The organism is Octadecabacter arcticus 238 (assembly GCF_000155735.2).
In the GTDB taxonomy this organism is placed as follows: Bacteria; Pseudomonadota; Alphaproteobacteria; order Rhodobacterales; family Rhodobacteraceae; genus Octadecabacter; species Octadecabacter arcticus.
This window is the reverse complement of record NC_020908.1, coordinates 1519533-1538449: the sequence shown is the minus strand read 5'-3', so window position 1 is coordinate 1538449 and position 18917 is coordinate 1519533. Positions and strand designations below refer to the sequence as shown.

The following is an 18917-nucleotide window of genomic DNA, read 5'->3' as shown; positions in this document are numbered from 1 at the left end:
ACCGCTTCCGTCAGCTCTAAAAACCACCGTTTTTGGAACGCTGCTTAAAGGGTTCGTTTGCGCTGCCGGGGAATGTCCCGAAGAATGTTGAAATTTTAATTTAGGGTGGCGTTGCTTCCCCTGAGCCGTAGGCTCTGGGTGTTTAATCGCAAAAGGAAGCAACACCATGAAGAAGACTATCACAGCAAGCGCTGGACTTGCCAGCGCGTCGAATGTTCATCAACTCGTGGAAACAGCCTGGGACAAAGTTGGCGAGAGCTTCGAGCAGTTCTGCCTGACGGCGGGCGTCGCCAGTCTGGTTCAGATGTTTGGTGAGGACGCAGATACGCTGGCGGGTGGCCGATACGAGCATTGCACTGACAAGCCTGGCCACAGATGGGGCACCGCGAAAGGTCAGGTTGGGTTCCATGGTGGGAAGATTGAGCTGGAGCGCCCCCGTGTGCGCGATAAAGTGACCGGAAAAGAGATTGTCCTGCCGAGCTGGGAAGAGGCCTCCTCGGGTGGCTTCCTTGAACAATGGGCAATGAGCCTAATGTTGATGAATGTTTCCACCCGTAAGTATGACCGAGCTGTACGGCTGCCCGAAGCGAAGGTGCCTAATAAGGCAGGGAGCGGGCTGTCCAGGTCAGCAGTTTCGCGTCGCTTCAAAGCACTCACCCAAGCGCGCCTGGATGAGTGGATGTCATCTGATCTATCGGAGCTTGACCTTGTAGCGATCCAGATCGACGGGCTGCATTTGGACGATCATTTGTTGATGCTTGCGGCCGTGGGTGTGGAGGTTTCAGGCGAAAAGCACCCTCTGGGCGTCATTGAAGGGGCGACCGAGAACGCCGCGACGGTTCAGGCGCTTTTGGACAATCTGATAGAGCGTGGGCTCGATCCAGCGGGCTGCTATTTGTTCATCGTAGATGGGGCTAAGGCACTGACCAAGGCAATTCGGCGCACATTTGGTGCCGATATTCCCATCCAAAGATGCCAGATACACAAGGCCCGCAACATAACTGACAGGCTTCCTCCAAAGCTGCACGCCTCCGTACGCCGCGCGCTGAAGCAAGCATGGGAGCTTGATGATGCCGACAAAGCCGAGCGGTTGATGCGGAATCTTGCCCAGCGACTAGAGCTTGAGGCTCCGGACGTTTCAAAGTCGATCCTTGAGGGCCTAGACGAAATTCTAACTGTTGTTAGGTTGGGGCTACCTGTGGAATTGAGACGCTCATTGGCCAGCACCAACATCATTGAATCTATGAACAGCGTGATCCGACAGGTCTGTCGAAACGTCAAACGCTGGCGCGATGCAAAAATGGCGCTGCGCTGGACAGGGGCTGGTATGCTGGAAGCCGCGAAAGGCTTCCGCCGCCTAAAGGCCTACAAGCAACTCCCCATTCTCAAGCAAGCTTTGCTAGATCATCGCAATACCGTAACGCTTGACCAAATCAAGGACGTCGCCTAACCATCAATCAAGCAGCGCCACTCGCCCGATTTTCAACATCGTACGGGACATCCCCCGCTGCCGCAGCGAAAGCTCACTAACTCCGCACAGCGGTCTTCGGTGGAGACCGCAGCGAAGGGCCGTTTTCCGCCCTTCATGTCGAATGCCGCACTGCAATGGGGCAGAGAGCCCCCTGCCCTAACTAGCCCGATCTCTAACCGCTCAGCACGAGATTTTAGCGGTTCGGGACAAGCATGTTCTGCACATGGCGTCGCGACATAGAAATGGACCTCGGCAGGCACATTGACCACATTGCCAGCCAAGAACTTTCCGAACCCCTCGCGCAGATTTCTTCTGATCTCTTGCCTGTCAGCTTCATTTACGACCTTGTCCTTTAGCAAATTTGCTTCAGCAATATTTAGGTGCATTTCGGCGAGGTCGTCCGCGTTATGGCCTGTCTCAAGCGTCACTGTTTGGCACATTTTGCGATGCCCGCAAAACGTGAGAACGGCAGTGCAAAAGTGAGCCACGGAAGTGGCAGGATTATCTTGCTGCAGGCAAAGTAAAACTTTGCCACTTTAGTCTTTTCTGTTTTCAGGGAGGGCGGGGGTATTTTCAGCGTGGAACTTTACAGAAAGGTCCGCCTCGCACGTCGAGGTGGCATGAGCGAACGAGCAGCAGCCGTTCATTTTGGGATATCGCGCGCGAGCGTGAAGAAGATGATGAGCTTTTCGGTTCCGCCCGGATATCAACGAACTGCGAAGATCAAGCGGCCCAAGCTTGCTGGCTTTACCGGCTTCATTGATCAATGGCTGCAAGACGATCTCAGCCGGAACCGTAAGCAACGCCACACGGCCAAGCGCATTTTTGAACGTCTGCGGGACGAGCATCAATTTCGAGGCGGGCAAACCACGGTCAAGAACTATGTCCGGGAACATGGCCGCCACCATCGAGAGATGTTTGTCCCACTGGCACATGCGCCTGGCCACGCTCAGGCGGATTTTGGCGAAGGTGATGGTCGTGATCGGCGGTGTGGAGCAGAAGGCACATTTCTTTGCACTGGATCTGCCCTACAGCGACGCATGCTTTGTGCGTGCTTATCCTGCAGCGGTCTCCGAGGCCTGGGTTGATGGCCATGTCCATGCCTTTGCCTTCTTCGGGCGGGTGCCGCAGTCGGTTCTCTACGACAACGACCGGTGCCTTGTTGCGAAGATCCTGCCAGACGGTTCACGCAAGCGGACCAAACTGTTCAGCGGGTTTCTGTCGCATTACTTCATCCAGGATCGTTATGGTCGCCCGGGCAAGGGCAACGATAAAGGCGCCGTTGAGGGTCTGGTCGGATATGCCCGGCGCAACTTCATGGTGCCCATCCCTCATTTTGCCACGTGGGAGGCATTCAATCTTTGGCTGGAAGAGCAATGCCGCAAGCGCCAGAACGATGTCTTGCGCGGGCATAGCGACAGCATCGGGCAACGCTTGGCCCGCGATCTTGAGGCCATGATGGATCTGCCAGCATCTCCGTTCGATGCCTGTGATCAGGCCAGCGGCCAAGTGAACTCGCAAGCATTGGTGCGCTATAAAACCAACGATTATTCCGTTCCGGTTGCCTATAGCCATCGTGACGTCTGGCTACGCGGCTATGTCGATCAGGTTGTGATTGGCTGTGGTGGCGACGTCATTTCCCGCCACCCAAGGTGCTGGGACCGCGAAGACATGGTCTTTGACCCGATCCACTACTTGCCCCTGCTGGAGCAGAAGGCGGGCGCATTGGATCAAGCCGCCCCTTTGGCGGGCTGGGACTTGCCGGACGAATTTGCGACCCTGCGCCGCTTGATGGAAGCCCGAATGATCAAGGCGGGGCGGCGTGAGTATGTACAGGTCTTGCGGCTGCTGGAGACCTTCGAGATGGGGGACCTGCACATCGCCATCAAAAACGCGCTGCGCATGGGCGCAATTGGCTTTGATGCCGTCAAACATCTTGTGCTTTGCCAAGTCGAGCAGCGGCCACCCAAGCTGGATCTGGATGTCTATCCCTATCTGCCCAAGGCCAATGTCGGCACAACATCTGCAGCCAGTTACATGTCCTTGATGCGGGGGCAATCAGCATGACTGAAGCTCCCCAAATCCTTCTGGACCACCGCCTCAAATCGCTGCGGCTGCCGACCGTTCTGCGGGAATACAGCAAACTGGCCAAGCAAGCCGCAGCCGAGGGATTGGACCATGTGCAATTCCTTGCACGTCTAATCGAACTGGAGATGATTGACCGGGAACGCAGGATGATCGAGCGCAGGATCAAAGCCGCAAAGTTCCCAGCCGTTAAAAGTCTGGACAGCTTCGATTTCAAGGCGATCCCCGCCCTGAACAAGATGCAGGTGCTGGAGTTGGCGCGTTGCGAATGGATCGAACGGCGTGAGAATGTCATCTCGCTTGGCCCCTCGGGCACCGGCAAGACCCATGTCGCCTTGGGCCTTGGCCTATCAGCATGCCAGAAAGGCATGTCCGTTGGATTTGTCACCGCCGCCGCACTCGTCCATGAGCTGATGGAGGCCAGAGACGAACGCAGACTACTACGGCTTCAAAAGCAGATGGTGGGTTACAAGCTGCTGATCATCGACGAGTTGGGCTTTGTGCCACTGAGCAAAACCGGCGCTGAGCTGCTGTTTGAATTGATCTCCCAACGCTACGAGCGCGGATCCACGCTAATCACAAGCAACCTGCCATTCGACGAATGGACAGAAACATTTGGGTCAGAACGCCTGACAGGCGCACTCCTCGACCGCCTGACCCACCACGTCAACATCCTAGAGATGAATGGCGAAAGCTACCGCCCCCTCCGTGCCAATAAGCGTGAGACAATTGACTGGCTAAAGTTTACACTTGAGGGCGTAGGAGAACGAACCCATGGTTATGCCTTCACAATCACCACTTTCGCCAGATGCTGGATCTGGAGCCGTTTTGGCCCCGACGTCGCCTCCCCGCGTTGTTAATGCGCCGTTGGCTCCCACAGCGGAACTGACGAGCATCCCGAAGCGACGCAACTTCACAGCCAAATACAAACTGCGCATTCTGGATGAGACGGACCAAGTGGCAGACACTGGCGGGGTTTCCGCCATTCTACGGCGGGAGGGGCTTTATTCCTCTGCACTGACCGATTGGCGCCGTGCGCGGGCGGCCGGCACATTGGGTGCATTGCAGCCAATGCGCCGTGGCCCACAAAAGGCACCTGCCAATCCATTGCAAGCTGAGCTGGCCAAGGCCAACCGTGAGGTGACAGCCTTGCGGCGCCGTCTGGATCAGGCGGATGAACTTCGTCCCTGTTGCCGGACATTGGGGTACTTTACCCCAGTCCGTGAAAGGGGCACCAAATGGGACAACATCGACGCAATTATACAGACGATTATAAGGCAGCTGCAGTTGAGCGGTTATATGAGCCTGGTGCGACGCAAGGCAGCGTTGCCAAGGAGCTTGGGATCACTGGGACGCAGCTGAAGACGTGGCGCTTGGAAATTGAGGCGTTTGGCTCAGTTGAAGCCAAACGGCGTCAGCAGGCGGATGCGGCTGAATTGCTCCGCCTTCGCAAAGACAACAAGCGGCTTGCTGAGGAAGTGGAGATTTTGCACAAAGCATCCGCTTTTTTCGCGGCGCGGGCGGTGAAACCATGACGAACAAGCGTGCTTTCGTCACCGCCCATAAAGCTCAATACGCGGTTTCAATATTATGCCGTCTTCTAGAGATATCCCGGGGCTGGTTCTACGGGTTCCCAGCCAGTCAGCCTGCACGTGATCAGCGTCAAGCTAATCGCGACGCTCGGGATCAGGCGTTGCTTCCCAAGATAAAAACCTTCTTCAAGGCCAGTAAGAAATGTTGTGGATCAAAGCGTATTCACCAAGACTTACTGGCGGATAGTGAGGTCGTCTCCGAGCGCCGTGTTGCGAGAATAATGAAGGAACACAAGGTGTCCCCGCTTCTTCGCAAGCGTAGAAAGCCAATCACAACGGACAGCAATCATAAGCTGAAGCCATCCCCAAACTTGTTGGAACAGAAATTCCACAGCCAGACGCCTAATGCCGTTTGGCTGGCGGATATCACCTATATCGACACGGACGAAGGCTGGCTTTATCTGGCTGGCGTGAAGGACATGGCTACGCGTGAGATCGTCGGTTGGGCGATGGAGGATCACATGCGTGCGGAGCTTTGCTGCGCCGCCCTCGAGATGGCTCTGGGACGCAGAGGCCCGGTTCCGGGATTGATACACCACTCCGATAGGGGCGGCCAATATGCTGGCGGGGACTATCGCAAGCTGATCAAAAAGGCGAAACTCACTCAATCCATGAGCCGCAAGGGCCAATGCCTCGACAATGCGCCGATGGAAAGCTTCTTTGCTTCATTGAAAAAGGAGATGGTTCACCAGCGGCGCTTTAGAACACACGCTGAGGCCAAGGCCGCCATCTTCGAATACATTGAGGTCTTCTACAACCGCCAGCGCCGTCATTCAGGCGTCGGCTACAAAACGCCAAAACAGGCTTTCGAAGATATGACTTGGAAAATGGCAGCATAGGGTCAATAAGCAAACTGTCCGGAAAACGGGACGAAGTTCAAAGTTGGCGAACGCCGCCGACAGCGCACACATCCCGTCTATCAAAAGCCTGAACTTCTAGCTGAAGCCCCCAATCAGGTCTGGTCTTGGGACATCACCAAGCTGAGGGGCCCGGTGAAATGGTCCTACTTCTATCTCTATGTCATCCTCGACATCTTCAGCCGCCGCGTTGTTGGCTGGCGCGTCGAGCACGCGGAGAGCGCCAGCCAGTTCAAAGAGCTGTTCATCGACGCGATGGAAAAACACGAGGTTCCACGCGATCAGCTGACATTGCATGCAGATCGCGGTGGGCCCATGAAGGCAAAGACGACAGCCCTGATGCTGGTTGATCTTGGTGTGCTCAAGTTCCACAGTCGGCCCCACACCTCAAACGACAACCCGTTCTCCGAAGCCCACTTCAAAACACTGAAATATCAGCCAGAGTTCCCCAAGAACTTTGAAACCATCGAGCAGGCTCGCGCATTCTGCCGCAGGTTCTTTGCATGGTATAACCAAGACCATCATCACGCCGGGATTGGTCTGATGACGCCCGACCAAATCCATTTTGGGCAGGCCCAAGAAATCTACACCGCGCGACAAGCAACACTAGACGCGGCATTCCTCGCCACGCCCGAACGCTTCGTACACAAACCACCAAAACCGCCTCAAATCCCGACCGCCGTCTGGATCAACCCACCAAAACCAACCGAAGAAACCCAAGCCTAAAGTCCAAAAGCCACTGTCTCAAAGTCGTTGACACGTTCCGTCCAGTCACAGCTTGATCACATCTAAGCAAGAGCAGCCTCGGCTGCTTAATGGAATGATAGCAGGTGGCATAAATGTCCATGTCTTAGCTTTGGACACAGATTCAACTGCCCCGAAAGTCCCCATAACGAAGGAGGCTCTGCTTGTGCTTAAGCACCTCAAACGTCTCGAAGACAGCATCTACGGTGATATCATCGGTGTTGTCTGTATGACTATCATCTTCATCGCACTCCCTTGGATTGCTGTCGCTCTGCACTAACAAGCGACCCACTACCCTCTCAACACAAGCAAGAAAGAGACGCTGGTCATATACCTGCCCTATGTAAAGTTGTCAGAAACCTAACATATCAATAGGTTACTTGATGGTCGGCAGCTTTTCTTACTCAACAAAGCGGAGAAGAGCCAACAAATTAGCCTACGGAAAGCTCGGTGCGGTTCAATAAATCTATAAACCCAGCCCACCAGTGCACCATTCTGAGCCGTTCTGTCAAATGCTCTCGTGTTCCATAGCGGGCGGGTCAAATACATCGGCTTTGAACCACCTCCTGTGGAAACATATGCAATGCAAAGAGCCCAAGTATTGCTAGGTCGTCACCCTGCCCGACTAGTCGGCTTCTTCTGACATCACGTCACCAACTTGCTGAAATGTATTGAGTTTCCATGAACTCCAGCATCCCCTCATGACCGCCTTCACGGCCCAGTCCGGATTGCTTTGTTCCGCCAAACGGTGCTGCGGGATCGCTGACAAGGCCACGGTTCAGACCGACCATGCCGTAGTCCAAACGTTCGCAAACCTGCAACGCGCGCTTCATATCTTCGGAGAACACATAGGCGACCAGCCCGTATTCGGTGTCATTGGCGCGGGCGATTACGTCGTCCTGATCAGTGAAGGTCTGGATTGCGGCAACGGGGCCGAAGATTTCATCCGCGACGCAGTTGGCGTCCTGAGACACGTTCGTCAGAACGGTCGGCGGATAGTAGAAACCGACACCGTCTGGCGCTTTGCCGCCCAATTCAATACGCGCACCCTTTGCCACGGCGTCATCCACGAAGGCTGCGACCTGATCACGGGTGTCGGCGTTGACCAAGGGGCCAACGTCAACGGTTGGGTCAGTTCCGTCACCCATTTTCAGAGCCGCCATGGCTGCAACAAATTTCGAGGTAAAGGCCTCGGCAACATCCGCGTGCACATAAAAGCGGTTTGCGGCGGTGCAGGCTTCCCCCAAGTTGCGCATTTTGGCGAGCATCGCGCCCTCAACAGCTACATCAAGATCGGCATCTTCAAACACGATCAATGGGGCGTTGCCGCCCAGTTCCATCGCCGGTTTCAGAACTAGGTCGGCCGCAGAGCGCAGTAATTTTCGCCCAACGCCAGTCGAGCCAGTAAAGCTGACAACGCGCACGCGCGGATCATGCAGCATATGGTCGACCAGCGCGCCGGTTTTGCGCGACGGGAGGACGTTCACAAGGCCCTTTGGCACGCCCGCTTCTTCCAGCAGCGGCATGAGCGCCAGCATGGTCAGCGGCGTTTCAGATGCTGGTTTGATGATCACGGCACAACCGGCCGCCAAAGCCGGTGCTATTTTGCGGGTGCCCATGGCAGCGGGGTAGTTCCATGGAGTCACCAACACCGCAAGTCCAGCGGGTTTGTGCTGCACGATAATCCGCGCGCCGGACGCAGGCGCGTGGGTGATCATGCCATCAGCACGCACGGCTTCCTCAGAAAACCAGCGAAAGAATTCGGCGGCATAAGTGGCTTCGCCAATGGCATCCGCGCGGGCCTTGCCGTTTTCCAGCGTGATCAGGTTGGCGAATTCCGGCAGTCGGGCTGTCATCAATTCCCATGCTTTGCGCAGCACCTCAGATCTGTGGCGCGGTGTCTGCGCTGCCCAGAGCGCCATCGCAGCCTCAGCCGCATCAAGGGCGGCGTCTGCGTCTGCAATGTCAGCCGAGGCAACGGACGTCAGTACCTCTTCGGTGGCGGGATTGATCACATCAAAACGCTCGGATGTTTTTACCCATGCGCCATTAATATAAAGGTCGGTGTATTCCATGTGTGTTTTCCTAAACGAGGTGGTGCAGCGGATCGGCCAGTCGCCGCGCAAGACCGGAGACGAAGGCGATGGCCTGATCGTCGACCATATGCTCGCTGCTGAATTCAAATGTGATCGCGTAACTGTCGCCGTCCGCCCCGATGCTGAGAGTTGGCAAAGTTGTGTCGCCCAAACGCAGCGAAGTCAGAAAACTGTCGCTCAGATCGTGCAGCACGAACGTCGCATCGTCGTCAGTTTCGGGCGCAGGAACGGATAGCCGCGAATAGTCGGGATTGCGCAGAAAGACGTCATCCTTGTCGGGGCCAGATACCTGCACCACGACAAGCGCCGCTTCGGTGGCAGCGCGAAATGCACCAGCGGCGAAGCTGGCGAATATGGCAGTCGGCACCACAGTGATCGCGCCGTCCGTTTCCATCCAGTCGATAAAGTCACGTGACCCTTGGCGCGGGCAGCGTGCGGTGATCTGTTTGGTGGCGACCAAGATGACAGTTTGCCCGCTGGGGCTGGCGCCGATCACTGGCAGGCTGCGCAGGACTTCAAGGTCGCTGACATGATAGGGTTGCGGATGTCCGGCCTGCGCCAATGCGCCAAGATCAAGATCTTGTTCTTTCGCCAGCCTTTTGGCCTTGGGCGACGCAAGAACGCGGCCAGTGGATACCCCCGTGGATGACATCGGCGCAGCCGCAGGAACGGTGGCTGCGACCGGCGCAACGGGTGTTTTTTGCGGCTCAGCGACGGAATCGGGAACGGGCGCGGGTTTCGGTGCTGCGGCCACAACCACATTGTCGGCTGTGGCGCTGATCACCGCGATGACATGCCCGACAGGAACCTCGTCCCCGTCAGACGCGCTGACTTGGGTGAGGAAGCCCGCCTCGCTCGCCTCGACCTCCATCACAGATTTGTCGGTCTCGACCTCGAACAACTGATCGCCCACGGCCACCGGATCTCCGGGTTGCTTGAGCCATTGCAGCAGCTTGCCGGTGTCTTGCGCCATCCCAAGGGCGGGCATGATGACATCAACCATGAAACATCTCCCCGGCCATAAGCTTGCGCGCATTCGCTGCGACGCCTTCGGGCGTGGGCACGGTGATGTCTTCCAGTGCGGGTGAAAACGGGATCGGCACGTCCATCGCGCCCATGCGGATGACGGGACCATCAAGGTGGTAAAACGATTGCTCCATAATCCGCGCCGCGATTTCAGAGGTTACGCCAAAGCTTTGGTGGCCCTCATCGATGACAATGCAACGACTGGTCTTGCGCACGCTTTCGTTGATCGTGTCCATGTCCAGCGGCACAATGGTGCGCGGGTCGATGACCTCGGCGCTAATGCCTTCAGCAGCCAGAATTTCCGCAGCTTTTTCAGCCACCTGCACCATTGATGACGTGCCAACTAGGGTGATATCGAAGCCCACGCGTTTGACGTTCGCAATACCGAACGGGATCAAATATTCTTCCTCAGGCACCTCGGCCTTGTCCTGATACATCAGCTTGTCTTCGAAGATGACAACCGGATTGTTGTCCCGGATCGCGGTTTTCAACAGGCCCTTGGCCTCATATGCCGACGACGGCATTGCAACTTTTAGACCAGGAATATGTGCGACCAGCGCGTGCAGCGATTGGCTGTGCTGCGCGCCGGAACGCCGAGTCGCGCCAAGGTTTGTGCGCAACACGAGCGGAGCCGTTAATTTACCGCCCGACATATAGTGGGTTTTGGCCGCCTGATTGCACAACTGATCCATGATCAAAAAGATGAAATCGCCGAACATTAAATCCACAATGGGGCGCGTTCCGGTCATCGCCGCACCCACGGCAAGGCCCATGAAACCGGGTTCACCGATGGGTGTATCCACAACGCGTCCGGTGCCGAATTCTTCAACCAAGCCGGATAGGATTTTGAACGGCGTGCCAGCCTCTGCCACGTCTTCACCGATGATAAACGTCGTCGGATCGCGGCGCATTTCTTCTGCCAAGGCTTCGTTAACGGCTTGGGATAAGGTGATTTCTCTCATAGTCTATTTCTCCTCAAGCCACGAAAACGTGCTGGTCGACTTCAGATGTGTCAGGGTATTTTGCAGCAAGCGCGTATTCGACTGCGGCGGCGGCATCGGCCGAAATCTCCGCCGTAATCGCCGCGAGATCTGCGTCGCTGGCAATGCCTTCTTTGGTCAACCAAGTGGCGAACTTTGTGATCGGGTCACGTTCGGTTTTCCAAAGTTTTTCTTCGTCTTTCGAACGATAATATTCGCGATTAATGTCGCCAACATGGTGGCCGTGATAGCGATATGTCATCAATTCAATGAAGAACGGGCCTTCGCCTTTGCGGGACCGCGCCACCAGTTTTTCGGTCAGTTCATTCACAGCAAGGACATCCTGCCCATCGACGGTGAAAGCCTCGATACCAAAAGCCTCTGCACGGGCTGTGATCGACCCTGCCGCGATTTCAGCGGTCTTGGTGTATTCTGAGTAGCCATTGTTTTCGCAGGCATAAATGACGGGCAGATTCCAAAGCGCGGCCATATTCATGACCTCGTACAAAATCCCTTGCGCCGTCGCGCCATCACCAAAGAAACACACGGTAACGTCATCTTTGCCGAGCATTTTTGCCGTGAACGCTGAGCCAGTGGCGATGCCCATGGACCCGCCGACAATCGCATTGGCCCCAAGATTGCCGTTGGACTGATCGGCGATGTGCATCGATCCGCCTTTGCCGCGACAATAGCCTTCTTCTTTGCCCAACAACTCGCAGAACATCTCTTTGAAGTTCGCGCCTTTAGCAACGCAGTGTCCGTGGCCACGGTGCGTCGACGTAATTTTGTCGGTTTTTTTCAGGGCTTCGCAGATGCCAACGGCAACAGCTTCTTGGCCGGAATACATATGCGTCAATCCGGGCATCTTCGCGGACAGATAAAGTTGGTTGGCGTTATCCTCAAACGTGCGAATCCTGACCATCTGGCGGTACATGCGCAGGTATTCTTCGGTGTTGGTTTTGGCATCACTCATGGGGGTATCCAAAAAAAGTGCCCGTTCCAGCTAGGAACTGAAACGGGCAGGTCAGGGAAGTTAGTAACGATTTGCGATGGGCAGTTCTGCAGCAGGGAACAAGCTGATGACCTCACAACCGGTGTCGGTCACGACAACTTCTTCTTCGATCCGCGCAGCCGAATATCCGTCGGATGCAGGGCAGTAGGTTTCCAGCGCGAAGACCATGCCCGTTTTGATTTCCATCGGGTTTTCAAAACTGACTGCGCGGCTGATGATGGGGCGTTCGTGCAGCGCAAGGCCGAGGCCATGGCCGAACTGGAGGCCGAACGCGGACAACTCATCTGGGAAGCCAAGCGATTGCGCCGTGGGCCAGACCGCCGCCACCTTATCCGTCGTCACACCTGGTTTGATCATCGCGATCGAGGCATCGAGCCAAGCGCGCGCTTTTTCATACGCATCACGTTGACTTGGCGTGGACATTCCGATGTTGAAGGTACGATAATAACAGGTTCTATAACCCTGATATGATTGTAAAATATCAAAGAATGCCTGATCGCCGGGCCGGAAATACCGATCGGTGAAATTGTGCGGATGCGGGTTGCATCGCTCACCGGACACCGCGTTGATTGCCTCAACGTCGTCAGACCCCATTTCATAAAGCATTTTGTTGGACATGGCGACGATATCGTTCTCGCGGATGCCCGGTTTTAGCTCTTCGTAGATCATGTGGTAAACGCCATCGACCATGCTGGCGGCTTGCGTCAACAGCTGGATTTCGTCCCAGTTCTTGATCTCGCGAGCGGCCAACATGGTTTGCTGTCCGTCCACGACGTTCAAGCCAGCCTCTTGCAGGGCATGGAACATAGCGGTTTCGGCGTAATCCACACCAACCGGCATGCCTTTCATGCCCGCGTCTTCAATCAAGCCCGCAATTTCTTCGGCGTATTTTTTCATCAAGCCAAAGCTGGGCGGGATCGTTCCGCGCATGCCGACAACTCCTGCACGACAGTGGTCTGGAACCAACCAATCCGAATGTTTCTTGTGGTGCATTGCTGCGGACCCAAAGTCCCAAACATAGGGCGCGTCATCGCCCGTCAGCAGACAGAAGCGGCACATCTTGTCGCGCTCCCACTCACCAATTTTGGTCGCAGACACGTAGCGGATGTTGTTCACATCAAACAACAACAGCGTTCCGCAATCGGAATCCTTGAGTGCCTGACGCGTGCGGCCCAAACGGTAGCGGCGCAGACGGTCGTGATCTACCCGTTTTTCAAAATCAACTGAGGAATGACCCCACGCAGGAATTTTACCCTCCCATTGCCAGTTCGGTTCGATATCTTGCGGTGTAAGCAAGTTGGGCATGAGGGCATTGGATGGACGATCAGACATTGGGGTCTCCTTCAGGTGGCGTATGCCACCACTTTAAATTCTATAAATGGGATTTGACGGACTACTGGATGCACCAGCCGCCATCGATATGGATCATCTGACCCGTCATGTAGTCGCTGTCGTCAGAGGCGAGATAGGACGCGGTGCCGACGATATCTTTGGGGTAGGACACCCGCTTTATCTGCAATTCATCACGCACGATATCCTCGTAGGCTTGACCCTCTTTTTGCTTGAACCCAATATCGACGAGGTCCTTGTCCAGCTGTTCCCACAGCGGGGTCACAACCACGCCGGGGGCATAGCCGTTGACGGTGATGTTGTGTTCGGACAGACCGAGCGCACCACAATGGGTCAGCGCGAGGACGCCGTATTTTGACGTGCAATATACGGTGACATCCAAAAGCGGCTTGCGTGACGCGATTGAACCGACGTTGATCAGTTTATAAGGATGATCCTCCATCGGACCTTGGGCGATCATCTGGCGGGCCGTTTCCTGCATGCCAAGCCACATCGCCTTGGTATTGACGTTCATGATCATGTCCCAGTTGTCTTCATCAATATCCATGAAGAAACGCGGCTTGTTCAGACCGGCATTGAAGACGCCAATGTTAATGGACCCAAAGGCTTCGACGGTCGCGGCGACGGCAGCGGCGTTATCTTCACGCTTGGTGACGTCCATTTTGACAGCAATAGCTTTGCCATTTCCGTCTGCATTTATGCGCTCGGCAACCTTCTGCGCCTCGCCCAGTTCCAAATCACCAATGCAGATGTTGGCGCCTTGGGATGCAAAGCTTATGGCATTGGCTTCGCCCATGCCGCGCGCAGCACCGGTGATCAGAATATTTTTACCTTTGAGGCGAGTGGGGTCCATGGTGTCCTCCCTTAGGATCCGGGTTTTAGTATCTGTTCGGAGCGCTGTTGCGCCTTTTGCAACGCCACCTGCGGGGAATTGATCCCGCGCAGCATGTCGTGCATTTCTTGACCACAAATCTTGATGATGTCTGAGATTTGCGGAATGGGTGGACGTGGCCAGTATTGAAGCTCATCGCGCCAAGACATCGCGTCCACGGCCTCGAATATTGTCGACAAGCGGCGAACTTCTGGGTCTGCGCCAACGGAATAGCGCGGGCTGGTGCGGCTCCCGCTTTGCACATAAAGCTTTTGCGCTTCAGGCGATGTAAACGCGATCAATGCCTCTGCCGCAGCGGCGCGCCGAACCTTAGACAAATTGGCCGGAATGCCCAGAACGTAGCCTCCAACGGGTGCGATCTGAGCGCCCGATTTGCCTGCAGGGTGCGGCAAATAGCCGGTTTGCCCATGCGCAGGAGAGTTTTCGTCAAGCTCAAAATACGGCGCGAGAAGTGTGTAGCCGTAGGCCATCGCGACCTTGCCCTCGGCGTATGGGCGAACACGTTCATACCACGACATCGACAGGATATCGGGGGGTGAAAATTCCAGCAGCGCCTTAAGATATTCGGCGGCTTCCAATGCGGCAGGCGTATCGATCGTGGGCTCAAGATCGCGGCGGGTCGCCACATCTGCGTTAAAGCCACCGGCAATCGGTTCAAGATTGATAACTGGCTGACCGCAAGCGGCACAGGCCATCATGAATTCATGACCTAACGCTGTCCCGCGCGCCGCATTCCACGTCACGCCGTATCGGCCGCGCTGCGGATCATGAAGAACGCGTGCGGCGGCCAGAACTTCTTGCGTAGTGGATGGCGGTTCTAACCCCGCCTCCGCAAACCAATCCTTTCGATAAAACAATAGCTCTGGCGTGGTCTGGCTGGGCACGCCGTAGGGCCGGCCGCCCCAATGCGCAGCTGACCAGCCCGCAGTGTGGAAATCGCTCGGGTCCAGTCGCTCGGTGTCGAGCACGTCGTCAAGCGGTAGCAAAATATTGTTCTCGGCGAATTCACCTATCCACGGCAAATCTACGGCGATGATATCATAGCGGCTGAATTTGCGGTCTGCATTGCGCAAGACTTCTTCGTGTAGACGGTCGATTGAAAATGCGCGCTGGTTGATTTTGACGCCAATGACCTGTTCGAACTGACGCTTGAGATTTTCCATCACCATAAAGGTCGGATCACCATGTACCAGGATGCGTAGACCGCCCGACAGTGCGAGAGGTTCCACCAAGACCTGTGGCGGTTTGATCGGATGGGCAGCCAGATAAGAGCCACCGAAATAGTAGTCTTCGCCCCGTCCCGCACCCAGATGTTGACCTGCTAAACGGACGATACGACCCACGAGCCGGTTCCAATGATCCAGAAGATCAGCGCTGGGGTGCAACGAAAATGTCTTTCCCGATTTGGTCCGTGGGCGTAGTTCAATCTGGCCCGAAGCGATCATTTCTTCCAGCTTTCGGCGGCCAGTCGCATATGGCACCTCCGATGCGGCGATCATCGTTGACGAAGTAACAACGCGACCCTCTGCATGACTGCGTATCAAAAAGACTGTCATATTCAGAAAAGGATTTGGCGATGATACGGAAATCGCGGAGTCGATCTCGCTGGTAAATGCCTGCAGAAAGTTCAAAACATCCAAGTCACTGAAAGTCCGGGTGCTGGGCGAGCCAGCCCCCATCCGTCCGTCGACATTTTTTTGGATATCCTGCATCAGCACTGTTTGCGGCCTATTTTTGTGTGAAGTGTTCATATTACGAGGGTCAGAATCAGTCATCTCTGTCTCCGTGTTCAAAGTGCCTAAAGTTTTCAGGTTCGAGTATGATCCAAATATTCATTTTGGACATTAAAAAGTTCAAATTGAATATTTTCGCACAAGCCACACAAGGATCGTTTGCTGATGATGTTTGAGAATGTGGTTGGAGGCTGCGATCTGCTGTAGTGGCGGCGGGCAATCTATCAAATTCGAATGAGCTCAATGGGAGGAAACCAAAATGAATGTTAAACTGAAAACGATGATCGCGGGTACCACCGCACTTGCTGCACTGGCAATCGGCGGCGCTGCAATGGCTGACGGCCACACTATGAAAATCGGCATTACTCAAAACAATGTCGGCGTTGACAGCTATCAGACAACTTACGAAAACTCGTTTATTGCTGCTGCCGAAGCGAACGAGAACGTCGATGCCGTTGTGCTTGATGCTGGCGGTGACGTTGCGCGCCAAATCGCGCAAGTGCAGGATCTGATCCAGCAAGAAGTGGACGCGATCATCATCTGGCCAACCAATGGCGAAGCGGTAATTCCAGCGGTGCGTGAAGCCTTTAACGCAGGCATTCCGGTGATCGTCACCAACTCCAACATCGCCGAAGCTGGTTTTGAATTTGTCTCGTCGTTCTCCGGTCCGGACAATGTCACGCAAGGATCGCGCTCTGCCGAGATCATGTGCGAAAAGTTCACCGAAATGGGCATCCAAGACGAAGCGCAGGTTGTACAAATCTCTGGTCAGCCCGGCTACACAACAGCGATCGAACGTCAGTCTGGCTTTGATGATCGTTTGCCAGAAGTCTGCCCGAACGTGACAATCGTGGAAACGCAGCCAGGTGACTGGAACCGTGAAAAGTCCCAGACTGTTATGGAAGCGTTCTTGGTAAAGTATGACGACATCGACGGCGTTTACTCCGGCGATGACAACATGGGCGTTGGCGCATTGAATGCTGCTATCGCTGCCGGTCGCGAAGGTATCATCTTCGTAGGTGCTACAAACTTTGCAGTTGGCTACGAAGCCATGGAACGCGGCGAATACTGGGGTTCTATCTACCAGTCCCCTGTTGATGACGCAGAAGCCGCTTTGCAGACTGCTATTGACGTGATCAACGGCGAAGATGTTCCATTCCTGAACTACTTTGACACACCCAAGATCACGCAGGACAACCAGTCCGAATTCACCAAGCCAGTATTCTAAGGCTCTCCCAACGGCGGGCGGACCATTTGGTCCGCCCGTTTACTGCTTGAAAAGGGGGACGCCATGGGGCGGTTGAGCGGACGATCATGTATCGTTACAGGTGCAGCACAAGGAATTGGGCGCGCCATCGGAGAAGACCTATTGACCAACGGGGCCGATGTGTGTTTTTCTGATATAAATTCAGAAAAAATTGACACTGTTGTTGCCGCCAATACAGAGTTGGCCGCGCAGAACGGTGGTAAGGTAATTGGATGCACGGTGGACGTGACCAACCGCGAGCAAGTCCGCGCGATGATCCAAAAAACGGTTGGCGCTTTCGGAAAGTTGGACGTGAAATTCAACAATGCGGGCGTGAACAAGCCGATGAACTTCCTCGATGTGACTGAGGAAAACTGGCATTTCATAATGGATATCAACGGCCTTGGTGTGTTGATTGGCTGTCAGGAAGCCGCGCAACAAATGATTGCGCAAGGCACCGGTGGCAAAATCATCAATACAGCATCAATTGCCAGCAGGCAGGGCTATGACAACGTCGCGCCTTACTGCGCGTCGAAATTCGCTGTGGTGTCGCTGACGCAATCGGCAGCGCGCGATCTGGCGAAGCACCAAATTACAGTAACTGGTTTTGCGCCCGGTGTTGTGCAGACAGAAATGTGGGAAGACGTGGACCGCGACCTGATGGAAATCGGCGCATCCCAGCGCCCCGGTCAGGCGATGGAAGAATTTTCCAACGAAATCCTTAAGGGGCGCGTGGCGCAACCTGATGATATCGTCGGGACTACGACGTTTCTGGCGTCGCGAGATAGCGACTACATGACAGGACAAATTGTGATGATTGATGGAGGGATGACGCTTGTTTGATTCAGGAGTGAACGACGGCGGCGGGCGTGGCAAAGCCATTGCAAACCTCCTTGCGCGCAACGGAATTCTGATCGCCTTTGTTGTATTCATGATTGGCTTTACGCTGGCAAATGAGCGGTTCATTAGCCTTGATAACGTTATGGGCGTGGTGCGGTCGTCCGCCATTTTGGGCGTCATCGCCCTTGGGGTGACCTTTGTTGTCATCAGCGGGAATCTGGATCTGTCGGTGGGCTCGATGATGTCATTTTCCGCGATTGTGGTGTTGGATTTGCATGACAAAATCGGCCCTGCATTTGCGATCCCCGTGATGTTTGCCATGACCATGGCGTTGGGGGCGCTGATCGGGTTCCTTGTCGGATACCTCAAGCTTAACTCACTGATAGTGACGCTGGGGATGCTATCGGCCATCCACGGGCTGACGCTGACCTATTCGGGTGGCAAAAACATGGATATCGCCGATAAAGAAGGCACTTGGTTTGCAGTTTTCGGGCAGGGCCATGTCCTCGGCATCCCCGTTCCGGTGATCATGTTTGGTGTTTTGGCAGCGTTTCTAGCAGTTCTATTGGCCCGCACCGCGTTCGGGCGACAAGTCTATGCCGTTGGCGGCAACGGTGTCGCCGCGACGTTCTCGGGCATCCCGAGGGCGCGGGTCGTATTCCTGTCTTACGTCATTTCGTCGTTTTGCGTTGCGATGGCGGGGTTGCTTCAAGCCAGCCGATCCATGGGCAGTCAGAACACCGTCGGGCAAGGGCTTGAGCTTGATGTTCTTGCTGCGGTGATCCTGGGTGGTGCGTCCTTGCTGGGCGGGTCGGGAACGATCTTCAAGACGGTTATTGGCGTCCTGATCTTGGGCTTCATTCAAAACGGGCTGCTGCTAGTTGGCCTACAATTTTACGTCCAATATGTCGTGACATGGGTGATCATCACCCTCACTGTCTGGCTGGACGTTGCGGCAAAGCGTGGCCGTCTGTGGTCACAGATCGCGTGAGG

Annotated in this window: 15 protein-coding genes and 3 pseudogenes; 10 read left to right on the top strand and 8 right to left on the bottom strand. The window is 55.2% G+C overall.

Translation table 11 applies throughout. The features are described from left to right. Positions 1–166: 166 nt before the first annotated feature. The gene (locus OA238_RS08040; protein ID WP_015494805.1) at positions 167–1450 is read left to right on the top strand and encodes an IS256-like element ISOan3 family transposase; all 1284 of its coding nucleotides are present in this window, start codon (positions 167–169) and stop codon (positions 1448–1450) included. Positions 1451–1482: 32 nt separating this feature from the next. Here OA238_RS08040 and OA238_RS08035 read toward each other — a convergent pair whose 3' ends face one another. Beyond that, entirely contained in the window at positions 1483–1911 is a 429-nt protein-coding gene (locus tag OA238_RS08035) for a hypothetical protein (RefSeq protein ID WP_044036498.1), read from the bottom strand. 138 nt (positions 1912–2049) lie between these two features. Here OA238_RS08035 and istA point away from each other — a divergent pair. The 6 genes and pseudogenes from istA to OA238_RS08010 all read left to right on the top strand — a co-directional run. Continuing rightward, a pseudogene (istA, locus tag OA238_RS08030) lies at positions 2050–3538 on the top strand (IS21 family transposase). Continuing rightward, positions 3535–4416: an IS21-like element helper ATPase IstB gene (gene istB, locus OA238_RS08025; RefSeq protein ID WP_015494802.1), complete on the top strand. Its 882-nt coding sequence runs from the start codon at positions 3535–3537 to the stop codon at positions 4414–4416. Before istA ends, istB begins: the two are co-directional and overlap by 4 nt. Continuing rightward, positions 4331–4732 (top strand): annotated as a pseudogene (locus OA238_RS34950) (transposase); the annotation flags it as partial. The gene istB and the pseudogene OA238_RS34950, both read left to right, overlap by 86 nt. Before the next feature lie 62 nt (positions 4733–4794). Continuing rightward, the gene (locus tag OA238_RS08020; RefSeq protein ID WP_015495240.1) at positions 4795–5091 is read left to right on the top strand and encodes a transposase; all 297 of its coding nucleotides are present in this window, start codon (positions 4795–4797) and stop codon (positions 5089–5091) included. Then, on the top strand, positions 5088–5987 hold the full coding sequence (locus tag OA238_RS08015; RefSeq protein WP_015494801.1) for an IS3 family transposase: 900 nt from the start codon (positions 5088–5090) through the stop codon (positions 5985–5987). The genes OA238_RS08020 and OA238_RS08015 overlap by 4 nt, the downstream gene beginning before the upstream one ends. A gap of 39 nt (positions 5988–6026) precedes the next feature. Continuing rightward, positions 6027–6731, top strand: a pseudogene (locus tag OA238_RS08010) (transposase); the annotation flags it as partial. 668 nt (positions 6732–7399) lie between these two features. Here the strand turns inward: OA238_RS08010 and OA238_RS08000 are convergent. The 7 genes from OA238_RS08000 to OA238_RS07970 form a co-directional block, all read right to left on the bottom strand. Further along, a complete protein-coding gene (locus OA238_RS08000) occupies positions 7400–8824 on the bottom strand; it encodes an NAD-dependent succinate-semialdehyde dehydrogenase (RefSeq protein WP_015494800.1) in 1425 nt (474 codons plus the stop codon). Between the two features lie 10 nt (positions 8825–8834). Further along, on the bottom strand, positions 8835–9848 hold the full coding sequence (locus OA238_RS28825) for a biotin/lipoyl-containing protein (protein WP_015494799.1): 1014 nt from the start codon (positions 9846–9848) through the stop codon (positions 8835–8837). Beyond that, entirely contained in the window at positions 9841–10833 is a 993-nt protein-coding gene (locus tag OA238_RS07990; RefSeq protein WP_015494798.1) for an alpha-ketoacid dehydrogenase subunit beta, read from the bottom strand. Before OA238_RS07990 ends, OA238_RS28825 begins: the two co-directional genes overlap by 8 nt. 13 nt (positions 10834–10846) lie before the next feature. Then, complete coding sequence (locus OA238_RS07985) at positions 10847–11824, bottom strand: thiamine pyrophosphate-dependent dehydrogenase E1 component subunit alpha (protein WP_015494797.1); 978 nt, start codon at positions 11822–11824, stop codon at positions 10847–10849. 60 nt (positions 11825–11884) lie between these two features. Beyond that, positions 11885–13195, bottom strand: a complete 1311-nt coding sequence (locus OA238_RS07980) for a M24 family metallopeptidase (protein WP_015494796.1) — start codon at positions 13193–13195, stop codon at positions 11885–11887. A 61-nt stretch (positions 13196–13256) separates the two neighbouring features. Beyond that, a complete protein-coding gene (locus OA238_RS07975; RefSeq protein ID WP_015494795.1) occupies positions 13257–14066 on the bottom strand; it encodes an SDR family NAD(P)-dependent oxidoreductase in 810 nt (269 codons plus the stop codon). An 11-nt stretch (positions 14067–14077) separates the two neighbouring features. Continuing rightward, positions 14078–15550, bottom strand: a complete 1473-nt coding sequence (locus tag OA238_RS07970) for an ABC transporter substrate-binding protein (RefSeq protein ID WP_338042824.1) — start codon at positions 15548–15550, stop codon at positions 14078–14080. A 547-nt stretch (positions 15551–16097) separates the two neighbouring features. On the opposite strand from OA238_RS07970, the gene OA238_RS07965 reads away from it, so the two are divergent. The 3 genes from OA238_RS07965 to OA238_RS07955 all read left to right on the top strand — a co-directional run bounded on the left by OA238_RS07965 (position 16098) and on the right by OA238_RS07955 (position 18915). Continuing rightward, complete coding sequence (locus OA238_RS07965) at positions 16098–17066, top strand: sugar ABC transporter substrate-binding protein (RefSeq protein WP_015494793.1); 969 nt, start codon at positions 16098–16100, stop codon at positions 17064–17066. A gap of 63 nt (positions 17067–17129) precedes the next feature. Next, entirely contained in the window at positions 17130–17927 is a 798-nt protein-coding gene (locus OA238_RS07960; RefSeq protein ID WP_015494792.1) for an SDR family oxidoreductase, read from the top strand. Between the two features lie 88 nt (positions 17928–18015). After that, a complete protein-coding gene (locus tag OA238_RS07955) occupies positions 18016–18915 on the top strand; it encodes an ABC transporter permease (protein ID WP_144056022.1) in 900 nt (299 codons plus the stop codon). Positions 18916–18917 lie beyond the last annotated feature (2 nt).